This is a genomic window from Streptomyces sp. SID14478, assembly GCF_010548525.1.
In the GTDB taxonomy this organism is placed as follows: Bacteria; Actinomycetota; Actinomycetes; order Streptomycetales; family Streptomycetaceae; genus Streptomyces.
The window spans coordinates 1-16,055 of the sequence record NZ_JAAGMG010001146.1 but is presented as its reverse complement, the minus strand read 5'-3'; the positions used below and the strand labels follow the sequence as shown (position 1 = coordinate 16,055).

The window sequence follows — 16,055 nt, the reverse complement described above, 5'->3', positions numbered from 1 at the left end:
GGCGCGGTCGTCACCGGGCTCGGCTGGACGGCCGCGGCGACGGTCGTCTCGCACGGGGTGGCCCGGCGGACCGGGCGTCCGTCGGCGCGGCCATGACGACGCGTTCGGCGACGGCGTTCAGGTCCTCGGCCTTCGCGTCCGCTGCGGCAGTCACACGGGCTGGGCGGAGGCGAGAGCCGTCAGTACGTCGATGCGGTTCGTCGTGATCGAGTCCACGCCCGCGTCGAGCAGCCGCCGCATCGACCCCTTCGTGTCCGGGGTCCACGCCGAGACCAGGTAGCCCTGGCGGTGGACCTGGGCCGCGAGGTCCCGGCTCACCAGCGGGAAGCGGTAGTTGAGCCAGCGCGGGCGGACCGCGTCGAGCAGGGCGGGGCGCGGCGGGGCCAGTGTCGTCCAGGTCAGGGCGATCTCGGCGGCCGGGTCCGCGGCGCGCACCTTGAGCATCGCCGAGGCACCCGCGCAGTAGTAGACGCGCTCCTCGGCGCCGCAGTCCCGGATGACGCCGACGATCGTGCGGACCGCCTTGGTGTCGGCGCCCGGCAGATCGACCATGATCCGGCCGTCCCCGGTCGCGGCGAGCGCCTCGGCGAGCGTGGGGACGCCGCCCGCGGTCAGCCCGCGCACCTCCTGCGCGGACAGCGCGGACAGCGGGCGGTCGTGCTCCCACAGGCGTTTGAGCGTCGCGTCGTGCAGGAGGACGGGGACGCCGTCGCGGGTCAGTCGTACGTCGATCTCCACCGCGTCCGCGCCCCGTTCGCGCGCGGAGCGCAGGGACGGGAGGGTGTTCTCGCGGACGCGGTAGGGATCGCCTCGGTGGGCCACGGCAGTCACGGTGCGCATGGTCACCATTGTGGTGGACGGGTCCGGGGACCGCCGCGTCACGCGTCGGCGAGCCAGGCGTCGGTGTACGTGTCGATCTCCGTGGCGATCCGGGCCTTGCCGGGCCCGTCGAGGAAGGAGGCCGTTACCGCGTTCTTCGCGAGGGCGGCGAGGCCCCGCTCGTCGAGGCCGAGGAGACGGGCCGCGACCGCGTACTCGTTGTTGAGGTCCGTGGAGAACATCGGGGGGTCATCCGAGTTGATCGTGACGGTCACGCCCGCGTCCACGAACTGCTTGAGGGGGTGCTCGTCGAGCGTCGCCACGGCGCGCGTCGCGATGTTCGACGTCGGGCAGACCTCCAGCGGGACGCCGTGCTCGGCGAGGTGCGCGAGCAGCTTCGGGTCCTGGACCGACGTCGTGCCGTGCCCGATGCGCTCGGCGCGCAGGTGCGTCAGCGCGTCCCACACCGTCTCGGGACCGGTCGTCTCGCCCGCGTGCGGCACGGAGCGCAGGCCCGCCGCGATCGCGCGGTCGAAGTACGGCTTGAACTGCGGGCGGGGGACGCCGATCTCGGGCCCGCCGAGGCCGAACGAGACCAGGCCCTCGGGGCGCAGCGCGTCGTCCGTCGCGAGCCGCGCCGTCTCCTCGGCCGCTTCCAGGCCCGCCTCGCCGGGGATGTCGAAGCACCAGCGCAGCACCGTGCCGAACTCCGACTCGGCGGCCTTGCGCGCGTCCTCGATGGCGTCCATGAACGCGCGGGCGTCGATGCCGCGACGGGTCGAGGAGAACGGCGTGAGGGTCAGTTCGGCGTAGCGCACGTTCTGGCGGGCCATGTCGCGGGCCACCTCGTACGTGAGGAGGCGGACGTCCTCCGGCGTGCGGATCAGGTCGACCACGGACAGGTACACGGTGATGAAGTGCGCGAAGTCCCGGAAGGTGAAGAAGTCCGCGAGGGCCTCGGGGTCCGTCGGCACCTTCGAGTCGGGGTGCCGCGCGGCGAGCGTCGAGACGATCCTGGGGGAGGCGGAGCCCACGTGATGGACGTGGAGTTCTGCTTTCGGCAGTCCGGCGATGAAGGTCTGCAGGCTCTGGCTCACGGATTCCTCCCCAGGAACTCGGGTGATCGGCTGATCGGGGTCCTCGGCATCGTATGCGGCCGGGCCGGGCCGCGAAGGCGGGGGACCGGACCGGGCCGCAGTCCCAGGTGGAGGCCTTAGCATGACGGTACGCAGGGGTGAACCGTGCGGACCGCACACATGGGAGGGGGGCGTCTCCATGGCAGGCGACACCACACCGCAGGGAAACGACCGTGACCCCTGGGCTCCGCCACAGGAAGCGGCACCGCAGCCACCGCGGCAGCCGAACGCGGCAGGGGTCGGCAACGTGCACGACAGCCAGACCGTGACGGCGATGCCGGCGGCCGCCGCGCCCCCGCCCGGTCACCAGAGCCCGTACGCGCCACCGCCCGCGCAGCCGGGCAGCGCCGTGCCGCCGCCTCCGGTCTCACCGGCCGGTCCCGGTCTTCCCTCTTACGGCAGCTACCAGGGCGGGCCGCAGTACGGCTACCCGGCGCAGCAGTCCGCGCCGTACGCCGCCGCCCCGTACGGCTGGGCCGGCGGCATGCCGACGCAGCCCAGCAACGGCCTCGGGATCGCCGGCATGGTCTGCGGCATCGTCGCCGCCGTGCTCTTCCTGCTCTGGCCGATCGCGATCATCTCCGGAGCGCTCGGCATCATCTTCGGCGCCATCGGCCGGGGCAAGGCCAAGCGGGGCGAGGCGACCAACCCCGGGCAGGCGCTCACCGGCATCATCTGCGGCGCGGCCGGAATCGTCCTCGGCGTCGGATTCATCGTGCTGATCATCGTGGGCAGCATCCTCTGAGCCCCGCGTAGCAGCACCCTCAGCGCAGGCGGGCCCGCGCCGCCATCAAGGCGAAGCCCAGCAGGTTCGGCCCCCGCCAGGCGCGGGGGTCCTGCGCCGCCGGGTCGTCCGCCGCCAGCCCGATGCCCCATATCCGGTCCACCGGGCTCGCCTCCACCAGCACGCGCTCACCCGTGTCGAGCAGGAAGTCCCGCAGCGCCGGGTCCGAGGCGAACTTGTGGACGCTGCCCTCCACGACGAGCGCGAACCGCTCCCGCTGCCACAGGGCGTCGTCGAAGTCCCGCACCAGGCGTCCCGCCTTCTTGGCCTGTGAGGGATGCCCCGCTTCCAGGGCCCGGCGCTCCGCCTCGGCGTCACCGAACAGGCGCGCCTTGCGGGCCATCATCCAGTGCTCCGCCGTCGCGTACTCCACCCCGCCCGCCCTGAACGGCGACGGCCACCACTGGCTCAGACAACTCGCGCCCAGCGCACCGTCCTTGCGCGGTGCGTGACCCCAGAAGTGCAGATACTTCACCCGCGCCCCCGCCTCCAGGGCCGTCACCAGCGATTCCCTGCTGTCGATCCGCACCGCGCCCCCCTGCTGTGGCCCCCTGATCCCCATACACGCGAGTCTGGCACGCACCACTGACACTCCGTCCTGGGTTTTCCAGGACGACTCGACACCTGGTCGACAGATTCCGTCGCGTAACCAAAAGGCAACAACGGAATCACTTGTTGGCCTATCGCTGCTCTGCCAGGATCGTCACTCAAATCGAGCTGGAGCCACGTCGGCCCCCGCGGGACGGGACGCCGACGGAGGAGAGCGAGAGCGAGCACTCATGCACAACCCCACCTCGGACCGACCCCTCTCGGCCAAAGACGCCGCCGCGGCGGCGCAGCAGCGCTTCGGTGAGGGCGCGAACGTCATCGCGGGGCGGCTGACCCCGGGCACCTCGGGCCGCACCCACGCGGTCGTCGACCCCGCCACCGGCGAGGACGTCTACACGTACGAACTGGCGGGCACGGCCGACGTGGACGCCGCCGTCGCCGCCGCCCGCACGGCCTTCCCCGAGTGGTCCGGCGCGACGCCGGGCGAACGGTCCGACGCGATGCACCGGTTCGCGGGCGTACTGGCCGAGCGGGCCGAGGAGTTCGCGCGGCTGGAGTCCGTGCAGTGCGGCAAGCCGATCAAGCTGAGCCGCGAGTTCGACGTACCGGGCACGGTCGACAACACCGCGTTCTTCGCGGGCGCCGCCCGCCACCTCCAGGGGCAGTCGGCCGGGGAGTACAGCGGCGACCACACCTCGTACGTACGCCGTGAGCCCATCGGTGTCGTCGGCTCCATCGCGCCCTGGAACTACCCGCTGCAGATGGCCGCGTGGAAGGTGCTGCCGGCCATCGCCGCCGGGAACACCATCGTCCTCAAGCCCGCCGAGCTGACGCCGCTGACCTCGCTGCTCTTCGCGCAGGCCGCGACCGAGGCGGGGATCCCGGGCGGCGTCGTGAACGTCATCAGCGGCGCGGGCCGGGACGCGGGCGAGCACCTCGTCGGGCACGCGGACGTCGCCATGACCTCCTTCACCGGCTCCACCGGCGTCGGCAAGCGCGTCGCCGAGATCGCCACCGCCACCGTGAAGCGGCTGCACCTGGAGCTCGGCGGCAAGGCCCCGTTCGTCGTGTTCGACGACGCCGACCTGGAGGCGGCGGTGCACGGCGCCATCGCGGGCTCGCTCATCAACACCGGCCAGGACTGCACCGCCGCCACGCGCGCGTACGTCCAACGGCCGCTCTACGACGCCTTCGTGAGCGGCGTCGCCGACCTCATGGCGACGATCAGGCTCGGCGACCCGTTCGCGCCCGACACCGACCTCGGCCCGCTCATCTCGCACGCCCAGCGCGACCGCGTCGCCGGTTTCGTCGAGCGGGCGCGCGGCTACGCGCGCGTGGTCACCGGCGGCGAGGCCCTCGACCACCCGGGCGCCTTCTACAAGCCCACCCTCATCGCCGACGCCGCGCAGGACAGCGAGATCGTGCAGTCCGAGATCTTCGGCCCGGTCCTCGTCGTGCTGCCCTTCGACAGCGACGAGGAGGGCATCCGGCTCGCCAACGACACCCCCTACGGGCTCGCCGCGTCCGCCTGGTCCACCGACGTCTTCCGCGCCAACCGCGCCACCCGCGAGATCAAGGCGGGCTGCGTCTGGATCAACGACCACATCCCGATCCTCAGCGAGATGCCGCACGGCGGCTACAAGGCATCCGGCTTCGGCAAGGACATGTCCGCCTATTCCTTCGAGGAGTACACCCAGATCAAGCACGTCATGTTCGACAACACCGCGGTCGCCAGGAAGGACTGGCACCGCACGATCTTCGGGGACCGATAGCACGCTGGCCGCCCGACCAGCGGCCGCCCTCCATTCATGAAGGCTCCCGTAAGGGACTCCCGAAAGGGCACCACGCGCATGGAGCAGTACGAGCCCGATCACCCCACCCGCCGTTCCCTGCTGCGCGCCGGTACCGGTGGCGCCCTCGCCCTCGGCGGGCTCGGGACGCTCAGTGCCTGCGGCATCCCCGCGGCGAAGAAGTCCGAGGCCGTCACGTCCGAGGACCACTCGGCCAAGGAGAAGGCAGTCAACTTCTCCAACTGGACCGAGTACATGGACGTCGACGACAGCGAGAAGCACCATCCGACGCTGGACGCCTTCCGCAAGCGCACCGGGATCACGGTCAAGTACACCGAGGACATCAACGACAACAACGACTTCTTCGGGAAGATCAAGCCGCAGCTCGCGGCGGGCCAGGACACCGGCCGGGACCTCATCTGCGTCACCGACTGGCTCGCCGCGCGGCTCATCCGCTTCGGCTGGGTGCAAAAGCTCGACCCGTCGAACCTGCCCCACGCCTACGCGAACCTCTCCGACCAGTTCCGCAGCCCCGACTGGGACCCGGGCCGCGCCTACTCGTACCCGTGGACGGGCATCTCGACCGTCATCGCGTACAACAAGAAGGCGCTCGACGGCGTCGAGGTGAAGTCCGTCTCCGATCTGCTCGACAAGCCCGAGCTCAAGGGGCGGGTGGGTTTCCTGTCCGAGATGCGCGACAGCGTCGGGATGACGCTGCTCGACATGGGCAAGGATCCGACGAAGTTCACCGACGACGACTTCGACGCGGCGATCGCCCGCCTCCAAAAGGGCGTCGACAAGGGGCAGATACGCCGCTTCACCGGGAACGACTACACGTCCGACCTCACCAAGGGCGACCTGGCGGCCTGTCTCGCGTGGGCCGGTGACGTCGTCCAGCTCCAGGCCGACAGCCCGGACGTCGACTTCATCATTCCGGACAGCGGCTACCTGACGTCGACGGACAACCTCCTCGTCCCCAACAAGGCACGCCACAAGACGAACGCCGAACGGCTCATCGACTACTACTACGAGCCCGAGCCGGCCGCCGAACTCGCCGCGTACATCAACTACGTGTGCCCGGTCGACGGTGTGAAGCCGTACCTCGCGAAGATCGACAAGGATGCGGCGGACAACCCGCTGATCATTCCCGACAAGGAGATGGCCGCGAAGTCGCACGCCTTCCGCTCCTTGGGGTCGAAGGAAGAGTCGGCGTACGAGGACAAGTTCAGCAAGGTCACCGGCGCGTAGCCGACGCAGCCAGGCCCCCGGCCTCCCCGGCCCCTCCTCCCTCCCTTCCGCCCCCGACTTCCAGGGACCGTTCCATGACGCACCCCACCGACTCCACGGGCCACGGCGGCGACGTCCGTCTCGCCGGGATCAGCAAGACGTACGACAACGGCTTCACCGCCGTCCAGCCGCTGGACCTCACCGTGCCCCAGGGCTCGTTCTTCGCGCTGCTGGGCGCCTCCGGCTGCGGCAAGACCACGACCCTGCGCATGATCGCGGGACTCGAGGAGCCGACGACCGGCGCGGTCCGCCTCGGCGACCAGGACGTCACCGCGCTGCCGCCCTACAAGCGGCCGGTGAACACCGTCTTCCAGTCCTACGCGCTCTTCCCGCACCTCGACATCTTCGAGAACGTCGCCTTCGGCCTGCGCCGCCGGGGCATCAAGTCGGTGAAGAAGCAGGTCGAGGAGATGCTCGACCTGGTGCAGCTCGGCGAGCACATCCGCAAGAAGCCGCACCAGCTCTCCGGCGGCCAGCAGCAGCGCGTCGCCGTCGCCCGCGCCCTCATCAACCACCCCAAGGTGCTCCTGCTCGACGAACCGCTCGGCGCCCTCGACCTCAAGCTGCGCCGTCAGATGCAGCTGGAGCTCAAGCGCATCCAGACCGAGGTCGGCATCACCTTCATCCACGTCACGCACGACCAGGAGGAGGCCATGACGATGGCCGACACCGTCGCCGTGATGAACCAGGGCCGCGTCGAGCAACTCGGCGCCCCCACCGACCTGTACGAGAACCCGGGCTCCACGTTCGTCGCGAACTTCCTCGGCACCTCGAACCTCATCGAGGCCGAGATAGCCGGCCGCAGCGGCGACGACCTCAGCCTCAGGGCGGGCGACGGCAAGCTCGTGCTGCCCGCCGCGCGATGTTCGGCCCCCACCTCCACCGGGGGCAAGGTGCTCGTCGGCGTACGGCCCGAGAAGATCTCGCTCACCCACGCCGACGACGCGGGCGGGATACCCGACGGCCGCAACCGCATCACCGGCCGCATCGCCGACTCCAGCTTCATCGGCGTCTCCACGCAGTACGTCATCGACAGCCCGCTGTGCGACGAGTTCGAGGTCTACGCCCAGAACATCGAGCGCGACGCGCGGCTCGTGGCGGGGGCCGAGGTCGTCCTGCACTGGAACCCGGCGCACACCTTCGGGCTCGACGCCGCCCAGGACGCCGAGGCGGGCGTGGCGAAGGTCTCGGAGGACGCGGCAGCATGAGCACGCTCACCGAGGCACCTCCCGAGACCGCGGCGCCCCGCAAGATCCGCAAGCGCGGCCGCCTCGTCCCCTACTGGCTGTTGCTGCCCGGCATCCTGTGGCTGGTCGTCTTCTTCGCGCTGCCGATGATCTACCAGGCCTCGACCTCGGTACAGCAGGGGTCGCTCGAGGACGGCTTCAAGGTCACCTGGCACTTCGCCACGTACTGGGACGCGCTGTCCGAGTACTGGCCGCAGTTCCTGCGCTCCGTGCTGTACGCGGGCGCCGCCACGATCCTGTGCCTGCTGCTCGGCTATCCGCTGGCCTACCTGATCGCGTTCCGCGCGGGCCGCTGGCGCAACGTCGTGCTGATCCTGGTGATCGCCCCGTTCTTCACCAGCTTCCTCATCCGTACGCTCGCCTGGAAGACGATCCTCGCGGACGGCGGCCCGGTCGTCGGTGCCCTCAACTCCCTGCACCTGCTGGACGTCACGAACTGGCTGGGCATGACCGAGGGCGACCGGGTGCTCGCCACGCCCCTCGCGGTGGTGTGCGGACTCACCTACAACTTCCTGCCGTTCATGATCCTGCCGCTCTACACGTCCCTGGAGCGCATCGACGGCCGGCTGCACGAGGCGGCGGGCGACCTCTACGCGTCCCCGGCGACCACCTTCCGCAAGGTGACCTTCCCGCTGTCGATGCCGGGCGTCGTCTCCGGCACGCTGCTCACCTTCATCCCGGCCGCCGGCGACTACGTCAACGCGGACCTGCTCGGCTCCACGGACACCCGCATGGTCGGCAACGTCATCCAGACCCAGTTCCTGCGCGTGCTCGACTATCCGACCGCGGCGGCCCTCTCCTTCATCCTCATGGCGGCCATTCTCCTCATGGTCACCTTCTACATTCGCCGTGCCGGAACGGAGGATCTGGTCTGATGCGCTGGCTGCGAAAGAACCTGGTGGTTTTCGCGGGGCTGTTCACGCTCGCCTATCTGCTGCTGCCGAACGTCGTCGTCACGGTCTTCTCCTTCAACAAGCCCAAAGGCCGCTTCAATTACGAGTGGACGAAGTTCTCGCTGGACGCCTGGAAGAATCCGTGCGGCGTCGCCGACATGTGCGGCTCGCTCTCGCTGAGCCTGCAGATCGCGGTCTGGGCGACGATCGGGGCGACCGCCCTCGGCACGATGATCGCCTTCGCGCTGGTGCGGTACCGCTTCCGCGCCCGGGGCGCGGTGAACTCGCTCATCTTCCTGCCCATGGCGATGCCGGAGGTCGTGATGGCGGCCTCGCTGCTCACGCTCTTCCTCAACATGGGCGCCCAGCTGGGTTTCTGGACGATCCTCATCGCCCACATCATGTTCTGTCTGAGCTTCGTGGTGACGGCCGTCAAGGCGCGCGTGATGTCGATGGACCCGAGGCTGGAGCAGGCCGCGCAGGACCTGTACGCGGGGCCCGTCCAGACGTTCGTGCGGGTGACGCTGCCCATCGCGGCGCCGGGTATCGCGGCGGGCGCGCTGCTCGCCTTCGCGCTTTCCTTCGACGATTTCATCATCACGAATTTCAACGCGGGCTCGACGGTCACCTTCCCCATGTTCGTCTGGGGTTCGGCGCAGCGCGGTACGCCCGTTCAGATCAATGTCATCGGTACGGCCATGTTCCTGGTCGCCGTACTGTTGGTGCTTGCCGGAATGGTGATCGGCAAGCGCAAGAACAAGGTTTCCTGAATTTCTGAGGGAGTTGGAATCATGGCCGCTGGCGCCATGAATCGCTGGACCGCGTCCCTTGCGGACGCCAAGCCCGTCTCGTACTGGCTGGACGACCCCGGCAGGCCCGAGGCCCGCCCCGCCCTCACCGGTGACGAGCGCTGCGACCTGCTCGTCGTCGGCGGCGGCTACAGCGGCCTGTGGACCGCGCTGCTCGCCAAGGAGCGCGATCCTGGCCGGGACGTCGTCCTCGTCGAGGGCCGCGAGATCGGCTGGGCGGCCTCCGGGCGCAACGGCGGATTCTGTGCTGCCTCCCTCACGCACGGCACGGCCAACGGCCTCGCCCGCTGGCCGAAGGAGATCAAGAAGCTGGAGCAGCTGGGCGCCGCCAACCTCGACGCCATCGAGGACGCCGTCGCCCGCTACTCCCTCGACTGCGACTTCGAGCGCACCGGTGAGCTGGACGTGGCCACGCAGCCGCACCAGGTCGCCGAACTGCGCGAGTACTACGCCGAGTTGAGCGAGGCGGGCCTCGCCGACGGGCTGGAGCTGATGGACGCGCAGGAGGTACGCGAACAGGTCGCGTCGCCGACCTTCCAGGGCGCCCTGTACGACCGTGAGGGCGTCGCCATGCTGCATCCGGCGAAGCTCGCGTGGGGCCTCAAGCAGGCCTGTCTCGACCTCGGCGTGCGCATCTACGAGCACACCCCGGCCACGCGGCTCGCCTCCCACGCCTCGGGGCTCGCGGTCCGCACGCCCTACGGCCGGATCTTCGCGCAGACCGCCGCACTCGGCACGAACGTCTTCCCGTCGCTGGTCAAGCGGGTGCGCTCGTACACGGTGCCGGTCTACGACTACGCGCTGATGACGGAGCCGCTGACGGCGGACCAGCTCGCCTCGATCGGCTGGAAGAACCGCCAGGGCCTCGGCGACAGCGCCAACCAGTTCCACTACTTCCGCCTGTCGGCCGACAACCGCATCCTGTGGGGCGGCTACGACGCGATCTATCCGTACGGGGGCCGCGTCCGCGAGGAGTACGACCACCGCCCCGAGACGTACGCGAAGCTCGCCGGCCACTTCTTCACCTGCTTCCCGCAGCTGGAGGGCCTGCGGTTCTCGCACGCGTGGGGCGGCGCCATCGACACGTGCTCCCGCTTCTCGGCGTTCTTCGGCACGGCCCACGCCGGCCGCGTCGCCTACGCCGCCGGATACACGGGCCTCGGCGTCGGTGCCACCCGCTTCGGCGCGGACGTGATGCTCGACCTGCTCGCGGGGGAGCGCACGGAGCGCACGGAACTGGAGATGGTCCGCTCGAAGCCCCTGCCCTTCCCGCCGGAGCCGTTCGCGTACACCGGCATCGCACTGACCAAGTGGTCGCTGGCCCGCGCCGACGACAACGGCGGCCGGCGCAACCTGTGGCTGAAGGCGATGGACACGGTGGGCCTGGGCTTCGACAGCTGACGCCGCGCCACCGGCGCGTGCCGGTCGGCGTCCCCCGAGCGAAGTGCCGCCGCCACCCGGCCTCCGGGTGGCGGCGTCGCGCGTGGTGCACCCGGCCTTGATCCACCGGCGTACGCCCTGGTGGGCCCGCGTGACCCAGATCACTACCAATTGGTAACCCGAACTCGCGTAATGCGCGGGCCCCGACCCCCCTCTCGCTCGTGACCAACAGTGTCGGAGTGAAGAGGGAGGTCCCGTCATGACTGGCTCGGGGGCCAAATCGGCGGTCGAATGGCTCGTTGCGGTGGCGCCGGATCCGGAGGCCTGCCGCTGGGAATGGGAGCGCAATCCGCTGGGCGTCGCGCTGCTGCCCGCCGGAAAACAGTGGGACGTACTGATCCTGCCGGGGGAGTTGGGCTATCCCACGCTCGACGTCCTCACCCGCGTCATCGACCGCCCGGGCCCGGTCCTCGCGGACTTCGGGGAGGCCCGCATGGGCTTCTTCGTGCCCGCGGGCACCGCGGCCCGCTGGCTGGGCACGGGGGTGCGCGGCGCGGGCCGCGGCACGTGGATCGTGGTGCCGTACCCGGGCCGCGCCACCGGCGGCGTGCGCTGGCTGGTGCCGCCGGACGGCTCCGGGACGCTCACCGACCCGGCCGTGCTCGAACTCGCGATGCACGAGGCGGCGGCCCAACTGGCAAGGGAGGCGGGGGAGTAGAGCGTGCCGCGACTCTTGACAACCCAATTGGTCTGGACCAAGTTGGGCGCGCTCCACCGTGCCCGTTCCCCCGCCCTGCCCGGAGGCACCCATGGACCGCCCCAGACCTCGCCTGCGTACGCGCAGCAGACTGCTCACCGCGCTCACGGCCGCCGCGCTCGCCGCGACGGGCCTCACCGCCCTGTCCGCGCCGACGGCCCGCGCGGCCGACGCCGACCTGGCCAGGAACGGCGGCTTCGAGTCGACGCTGGACGGCTGGACGTGCACGGCGAACTCCGGCGCGAACGTCAACTCGCCCGTCCACGGCGGCACCTCCGCCCTCCGCGCCACCCCGACCGGGGCCGACAACGCCCAGTGCGCGCAGACGGTGACGGTCCGGCCCGACTCGGCCTACACCCTGTCCGGCTTCGTCCGCGGCGGATACGTCTACCTCGGCGCGAGCGGCACCGGCACCACCGACGTGTCGACGTGGACCCCGTCGGCGCCGGACTGGCAGAAGCTGACCACGACGTTCCGCACGGGCCCGTCGACGACCAAGGTCACGATCTACACCCACGGCTGGTACGGCACCCCGGCCTACTACGCCGACGACCTCAGCCTCACCGGCCCGGGCGCCGACGCCCCCGCCCCGCCCACCGCTCCCACGGGGCTCGCGGCCGGCACGCCCACCTCGACCGGCGTCCCCCTCTCCTGGACGGCGGTACCCGGCGCGACGAGCTACGCGATATACACGAACGGTGCCAAGTCCCGTACGGTGACCGGCACTTCGGCCACCCTCTCGGGCCTCACGCCCGCGACGGCGTACAGCTTCCAGGTCGCGGCGGTCAACGACGCGGGCGAGTCACCGAAGTCCGCGGCGGTCACGGCGACGACCGCCCAGGGCGCCGACGGCGGGGGCGGCTCCGCGGACCTGCCGACGCACGCCCTGGTCGGCTACCTCCACGCGAGCTTCGCCAACGGCGCCGGCTACACCCGCCTCGCCGACGTCCCCGACAGCTGGGACGTCATCGACCTGGCCTTCGGCGAACCCACCTCCACCACCTCGGGCGACATCCGCTTCAACCGCTGCCCGGCCACCGAGTGCCCGGGCGTCGAGTCGGACGCCGACTTCAAGGCGGCGATCAAGGCCAAGCAGGCCGCGGGCAAGAAGGTCCTGATCTCCATCGGCGGCCAGAACGGCCAGGTCCAGCTGACCACGGCCGCGGCCCGCGACACCTTCGTCTCCTCCGTCTCGAAGATCATCGACGAGTACGGGCTCGACGGCCTGGACGTCGACTTCGAGGGGCACTCCCTCTCCCTGGACACCGCCGACACGGACTTCAAGCACCCCACGACTCCCGTGATCGTGAACCTGATCGCGGCGCTGAAGACCCTCAAGGCCAAGTACGGTGACGACTTCGTCCTGTCGATGGCCCCGGAGACGTTCTTCGTGCAGAACGGCTACCAGTTCTACGGCACCGGCAAATGGGGCGGCCAGGACCCGCGCTGCGGCGCCTACCTCCCAGTGATCCACGCCCTGCGCGACGACCTGACGCTCCTGCACGTCCAGGACTACAACTCGGGACCGATCATGGGCCTCGACAACCAGTACCACTCCATGGGCGGCGCCGACTTCCACATCGCGATGACCGACATGCTCCTGACGGGCTTCCCGGTGGCGGGCGACGCGAACAACGTCTTCCCGCCGCTGCGCCCCGACCAGATCGCCATCGGCATGCCGGCCTCCACGAACGCGGGCAACGGCTACGTCTCCCCGGCCGAGACCACCAAGGCGCTCAACTGCCTGACGAAGAAGACCGACTGCGGCGCGTACTCCTCGCACGGGACGTGGCCGGGGCTGCGCGGCCTGATGACGTGGTCGGTGAACTGGGACCGCTTCAACAACTGGGAGTTCCAGAGGAACTTCGACGCGTACTTCGGCTGAGCACGAAGGCCGCGGCGTACAGGAGCATGGCCGCCAGGCACCAGCTCCCCACCACGTCGACTGGCCAGTGATACCCCTGCCGGACCAGACCCAGGCCTACGGCCGCGTTCAACAGGACGCAGCCGTAGGCCGTTTCGCGTCTGCGCAGGAGCAGGGCGCACAGCCCGTACGCGACCGCTGCCGTCGCCGCGTGGCCCGACGGGTAGAAACCGGTCTCCGGGGACATCGGGGGCGGGCCGGGGCGGTCGAGGCCCGCTTGGAGCGGGGCCACCAGGGCCGGCACCAGGGCCATGGTGAGGGCGGCCGTCGCGGCGGGGAGCCAGGTGCGGGTGCGCCAGGAGGCGTAGGCGAGGGCGGCCGCGAGGGCGGGCAGGGCGACCTGGGGGTTGCCGAGGTCGGCGAAGAACTCGGCCGGACCCGCGGGGATCGCACTGGTGCGGATCGCGTTGCCCAGGCGTTCGTCGGGGCCGAGCAGCGGGCCGTCGGATGCCACCTGCCAGGTGAGCAGGGTGAGGACGAGCGCCGAGAAGAGGGCGAGGAAAGTGGTCAGCCGGCCCGGAACAGGGGGGGTGGTTCCGGGCCGGCCGAACTGACCGGCGAGCCGCGCGCCCCGGGGGGTTTGGGGCGGGCGACCGTCCGATCGGTGAGGAGTTCCGGAGCCGGAAGCTCCGGGTGTGTGCGCGAGGGCACGACCAGGGCGGGGCTGGGGAGGCTCCGACCCTGTATCGCCCACAGTCCCCTGTGGGCGGGGTGTTTCTCTCATCTGCAGAAACCGTACGTCAGTGGGTGGGGGCACGACAGCCGGTTGGCCAACATGCCATCGGCCCCCCACACCTTCTTCACACGGCCCGCCCGTCACCGCAGGTCACGGAATGGTCACCCGTGCCGTCGCCGCAGGTCGGGGCCTGTGGTCACAGTGCCGCGAAGGCATTCTCGAGGATGTCGAGGCCCTCGTTGAGCAGGTCCTGACCGATGACCAGCGGGGGCAGGAAACGCAGCACGTTGCCGTAGGTGCCACAGGTGAGGACGAGCAGGCCCTCGGCGTGGCAGGCCTTGGCGAGCGCCGCCGTCGCCTCCGGGTTCGGCTCCTTGGCCGCGGCGCCTTCCGGAGCGTCGGCCTTGACCAGCTCGATGGCGATCATGCCGCCGCGGCCGCGGATGTCGCCGATGACGGGGAACTTCTCCGCCATCGTCGTCAGCCGCGCCTTCATCGTCCGCTCGATCTCCTTCGCCCGCGCGTTGAGGTCGAGCTCCTTCATCGTCTCGATGGCGCCGAGCGCACCGGCGCAGGCCACCGGGTTGCCGCCGTAGGTGCCTCCGAGGCCGCCCGCGTGGGCGGCGTCCATGATCTCGGCGCGGCCCGTGACGGCGGCGAGGGGCAGACCGCCCGCGATGCCCTTGGCGGTCGTGATCAGGTCGGGGACGATGCCCTCGTCCTCGCACGCGAACCACTGGCCGGTGCGGCAGAAGCCGGACTGGATCTCGTCGGCGACGAAGACGATGCCGTGGGCGGAGGCGAACTCGCGGATCGCCGGGAGGAAGCCCTTGGCCGGCTCGATGAAGCCGCCCTCGCCGAGCACCGGCTCGATGATGATCGCGGCGACGTTCTCCGCGCCGATCTGCTTGGTGATCTGGTCGATGGCCTGGGCGGAGGCCTCCGCGCCCGCGTTGTCCGGGCCGGTCGGCCAGCGGTAGCCGTACGCCACCGGCACGCGGTAGACCTCGGGCGCGAACGGGCCGAAGCCCTGCTTGTACGGCATGTTCTTCGAGGTCAGTGCCATCGTCAGGTTCGTACGGCCGTGGTAGCCGTGGTCGAAGACGACGACCGCCTGGCGCTTGGTGTACGCGCGGGCGATCTTGACCGCGTTCTCCACGGCCTCGGCGCCCGAGTTGAACAGGGCGGACTTCTTCGCGTGGTCGCCCGGGGTCAGCTCGGCGAGGGCCTCGGCGACCTCCACGTAGCCCTCGTACGGCGTGACCATGAAACAGGTGTGGGTGAAGTCCTGCAGCTGGGCCGACGCGCGGCGGACCACTGCCTCGGCGCTCGCGCCGACGGACGTGACCGCGATGCCGGAGCCGAAGTCGATCAGGCGGTTGCCGTCGACGTCCTCGATGATGCCGCGGTCGACGCGGGCGGTGAACACGGGCAGCGTGGAGCCCACGCCGGCCGCGACCGCGGCGAGGCGGCGGGTCTGCAGCTCCTGCGACTTCGGGCCGGGGATGGCGGTGACGACGCGGCGCTCCTGCGGGATGTCGCTCATGCGGGGCTCCAGTTCTGTTCCGGTCCCGGTATCGCCGGGTCTGTTCGGGGGGTTCTCGCAGGTTAGGTCCGTCATGGAGGGGCGGTCATGCTCCATTGGGGTGGGGTCACGCGGTCGTCTTGTCCGTCGTGGACACCTGGATGTGGAGGCGTGTACGGGCCGGCGGGGCGCGTACACGGTGAACTCGCTTGGTACGGGCACTACATTGAGGCCGGATCGATGCGCTGAGTGACGGACGAGACCGGCAGGTCAGGGGGCAGGGCCATGAGCAGCGAGGGCACGCAGGGCACGGGTGGCCACGCCGGGGAACGCGGTATTCCCCTCGGTGGAGCGGTGCCACCGCCGCGCCCCGCCCACGCACCCGGGGAGCAGAGCGTCTCCGCGGGCACCACCTTCCTGACCTGGCTGCGGACGCCGCGGCCCGCCGCCGCACCGGGCGTGTGGCGGTTCGGGCACCG

The 16,055-nt window shown here is 70.6% G+C and carries 15 protein-coding genes; 10 read left to right on the top strand and 5 right to left on the bottom strand.

What is annotated here, in order from left to right:
• Nucleotides 1-150: 150 nt before the first annotated feature.
• Together G3I40_RS36850 and G3I40_RS36845 are read right to left on the bottom strand one after the other, a co-directional pair.
• Entirely contained in the window at nucleotides 151-840 is a 690-nt protein-coding gene (locus tag G3I40_RS36850; RefSeq protein ID WP_164559181.1) for a glycerophosphodiester phosphodiesterase, read from the bottom strand.
• 38 nt (nucleotides 841-878) lie between these two features.
• Complete coding sequence (locus tag G3I40_RS36845; RefSeq protein WP_343245135.1) at nucleotides 879-1,916, bottom strand: adenosine deaminase; 1,038 nt, start codon at nucleotides 1,914-1,916, stop codon at nucleotides 879-881.
• 286 nt (nucleotides 1,917-2,202) lie between these two features.
• Between G3I40_RS36845 and G3I40_RS36840 the strand changes: the two genes are divergently transcribed.
• On the top strand, nucleotides 2,203-2,700 hold the full coding sequence (locus G3I40_RS36840) for a DUF4190 domain-containing protein (RefSeq protein WP_203645428.1): 498 nt from the start codon (nucleotides 2,203-2,205) through the stop codon (nucleotides 2,698-2,700).
• 19 nt (nucleotides 2,701-2,719) lie between these two features.
• On the opposite strand, the gene G3I40_RS36835 is transcribed toward G3I40_RS36840, so the two are convergent.
• The gene (locus tag G3I40_RS36835) at nucleotides 2,720-3,301 is read right to left on the bottom strand and encodes an NADAR family protein (RefSeq protein WP_164559180.1); all 582 of its coding nucleotides are present in this window, start codon (nucleotides 3,299-3,301) and stop codon (nucleotides 2,720-2,722) included.
• 217 nt (nucleotides 3,302-3,518) lie between these two features.
• On the opposite strand from G3I40_RS36835, the gene G3I40_RS36830 reads away from it, so the two are divergent.
• From G3I40_RS36830 to G3I40_RS36795, 8 genes are all read left to right on the top strand, one after another.
• Entirely contained in the window at nucleotides 3,519-5,060 is a 1,542-nt protein-coding gene (locus G3I40_RS36830; RefSeq protein ID WP_164559179.1) for a gamma-aminobutyraldehyde dehydrogenase, read from the top strand.
• Between the two features lie 78 nt (nucleotides 5,061-5,138).
• A complete protein-coding gene (locus G3I40_RS36825) occupies nucleotides 5,139-6,326 on the top strand; it encodes a spermidine/putrescine ABC transporter substrate-binding protein (protein WP_239092158.1) in 1,188 nt (395 codons plus the stop codon).
• Nucleotides 6,327-6,400: 74 nt separating this feature from the next.
• Nucleotides 6,401-7,573 (top strand): ABC transporter ATP-binding protein, encoded by a 1,173-nt coding sequence (locus tag G3I40_RS36820; RefSeq protein WP_164559177.1) that lies wholly within the window; start codon nucleotides 6,401-6,403, stop codon nucleotides 7,571-7,573.
• Nucleotides 7,570-8,487: an ABC transporter permease gene (locus G3I40_RS36815; protein ID WP_164559176.1), complete on the top strand. Its 918-nt coding sequence runs from the start codon at nucleotides 7,570-7,572 to the stop codon at nucleotides 8,485-8,487. The genes G3I40_RS36820 and G3I40_RS36815 overlap by 4 nt, the downstream gene beginning before the upstream one ends.
• Complete coding sequence (locus G3I40_RS36810; protein WP_164559175.1) at nucleotides 8,487-9,275, top strand: ABC transporter permease; 789 nt, start codon at nucleotides 8,487-8,489, stop codon at nucleotides 9,273-9,275. Before G3I40_RS36815 ends, G3I40_RS36810 begins: the two co-directional genes overlap by 1 nt.
• A gap of 21 nt (nucleotides 9,276-9,296) precedes the next feature.
• The gene (locus G3I40_RS36805) at nucleotides 9,297-10,715 is read left to right on the top strand and encodes an FAD-binding oxidoreductase (RefSeq protein WP_164559174.1); all 1,419 of its coding nucleotides are present in this window, start codon (nucleotides 9,297-9,299) and stop codon (nucleotides 10,713-10,715) included.
• Between the two features lie 238 nt (nucleotides 10,716-10,953).
• Nucleotides 10,954-11,412: a hypothetical protein gene (locus tag G3I40_RS36800; protein WP_164559173.1), complete on the top strand. Its 459-nt coding sequence runs from the start codon at nucleotides 10,954-10,956 to the stop codon at nucleotides 11,410-11,412.
• A gap of 91 nt (nucleotides 11,413-11,503) precedes the next feature.
• Nucleotides 11,504-13,336, top strand: coding sequence for a glycoside hydrolase family 18 protein (locus G3I40_RS36795; RefSeq protein WP_164559172.1), 1,833 nt, complete (start codon nucleotides 11,504-11,506; stop codon nucleotides 13,334-13,336).
• Here G3I40_RS36795 and G3I40_RS36790 read toward each other — a convergent pair.
• Nucleotides 13,290-13,829, bottom strand: a complete 540-nt coding sequence (locus G3I40_RS36790; RefSeq protein WP_343245134.1) for a phosphatase PAP2 family protein — start codon at nucleotides 13,827-13,829, stop codon at nucleotides 13,290-13,292. The genes G3I40_RS36795 and G3I40_RS36790 overlap by 47 nt on opposite strands.
• A 418-nt stretch (nucleotides 13,830-14,247) precedes the next feature.
• Nucleotides 14,248-15,597: a 4-aminobutyrate--2-oxoglutarate transaminase gene (gene gabT / locus G3I40_RS36785; RefSeq protein WP_164559170.1), complete on the bottom strand. Its 1,350-nt coding sequence runs from the start codon at nucleotides 15,595-15,597 to the stop codon at nucleotides 14,248-14,250.
• 264 nt (nucleotides 15,598-15,861) lie between these two features.
• Between gabT and G3I40_RS36780 the strand changes: the two genes are divergently transcribed.
• A partial coding sequence (locus G3I40_RS36780) for a hypothetical protein (protein WP_164559169.1) occupies nucleotides 15,862-16,055 on the top strand: 194 nt, incomplete at its 3' end.

Excerpts from the sequence above, each read along its gene's own strand:
- G3I40_RS36795 (WP_164559172.1), top strand. The coding sequence starts at position 11,504 with ATGGACCGCCCCAGACCTCGCCTGCGTACGCGCAGCAGACTGCTCACC.
- G3I40_RS36800 (WP_164559173.1), top strand. The coding sequence starts at position 10,954 with ATGACTGGCTCGGGGGCCAAATCGGCGGTCGAATGGCTCGTTGCGGTG.
- G3I40_RS36825 (WP_239092158.1), top strand. The coding sequence starts at position 5,139 with ATGGAGCAGTACGAGCCCGATCACCCCACCCGCCGTTCCCTGCTGCGC.
- G3I40_RS36850 (WP_164559181.1), bottom strand. The coding sequence starts at position 840 with ATGCGCACCGTGACTGCCGTGGCCCACCGAGGCGATCCCTACCGCGTC.
- G3I40_RS36805 (WP_164559174.1), top strand. The coding sequence starts at position 9,297 with ATGGCCGCTGGCGCCATGAATCGCTGGACCGCGTCCCTTGCGGACGCC.
- G3I40_RS36820 (WP_164559177.1), top strand. The coding sequence starts at position 6,401 with ATGACGCACCCCACCGACTCCACGGGCCACGGCGGCGACGTCCGTCTC.
- G3I40_RS36830 (WP_164559179.1), top strand. The coding sequence starts at position 3,519 with ATGCACAACCCCACCTCGGACCGACCCCTCTCGGCCAAAGACGCCGCC.
- G3I40_RS36835 (WP_164559180.1), bottom strand. The coding sequence starts at position 3,301 with ATGGGGATCAGGGGGCCACAGCAGGGGGGCGCGGTGCGGATCGACAGC.
- G3I40_RS36815 (WP_164559176.1), top strand. The coding sequence starts at position 7,570 with ATGAGCACGCTCACCGAGGCACCTCCCGAGACCGCGGCGCCCCGCAAG.
- G3I40_RS36810 (WP_164559175.1), top strand. The coding sequence starts at position 8,487 with ATGCGCTGGCTGCGAAAGAACCTGGTGGTTTTCGCGGGGCTGTTCACG.
- gabT (WP_164559170.1), bottom strand. The coding sequence starts at position 15,597 with ATGAGCGACATCCCGCAGGAGCGCCGCGTCGTCACCGCCATCCCCGGC.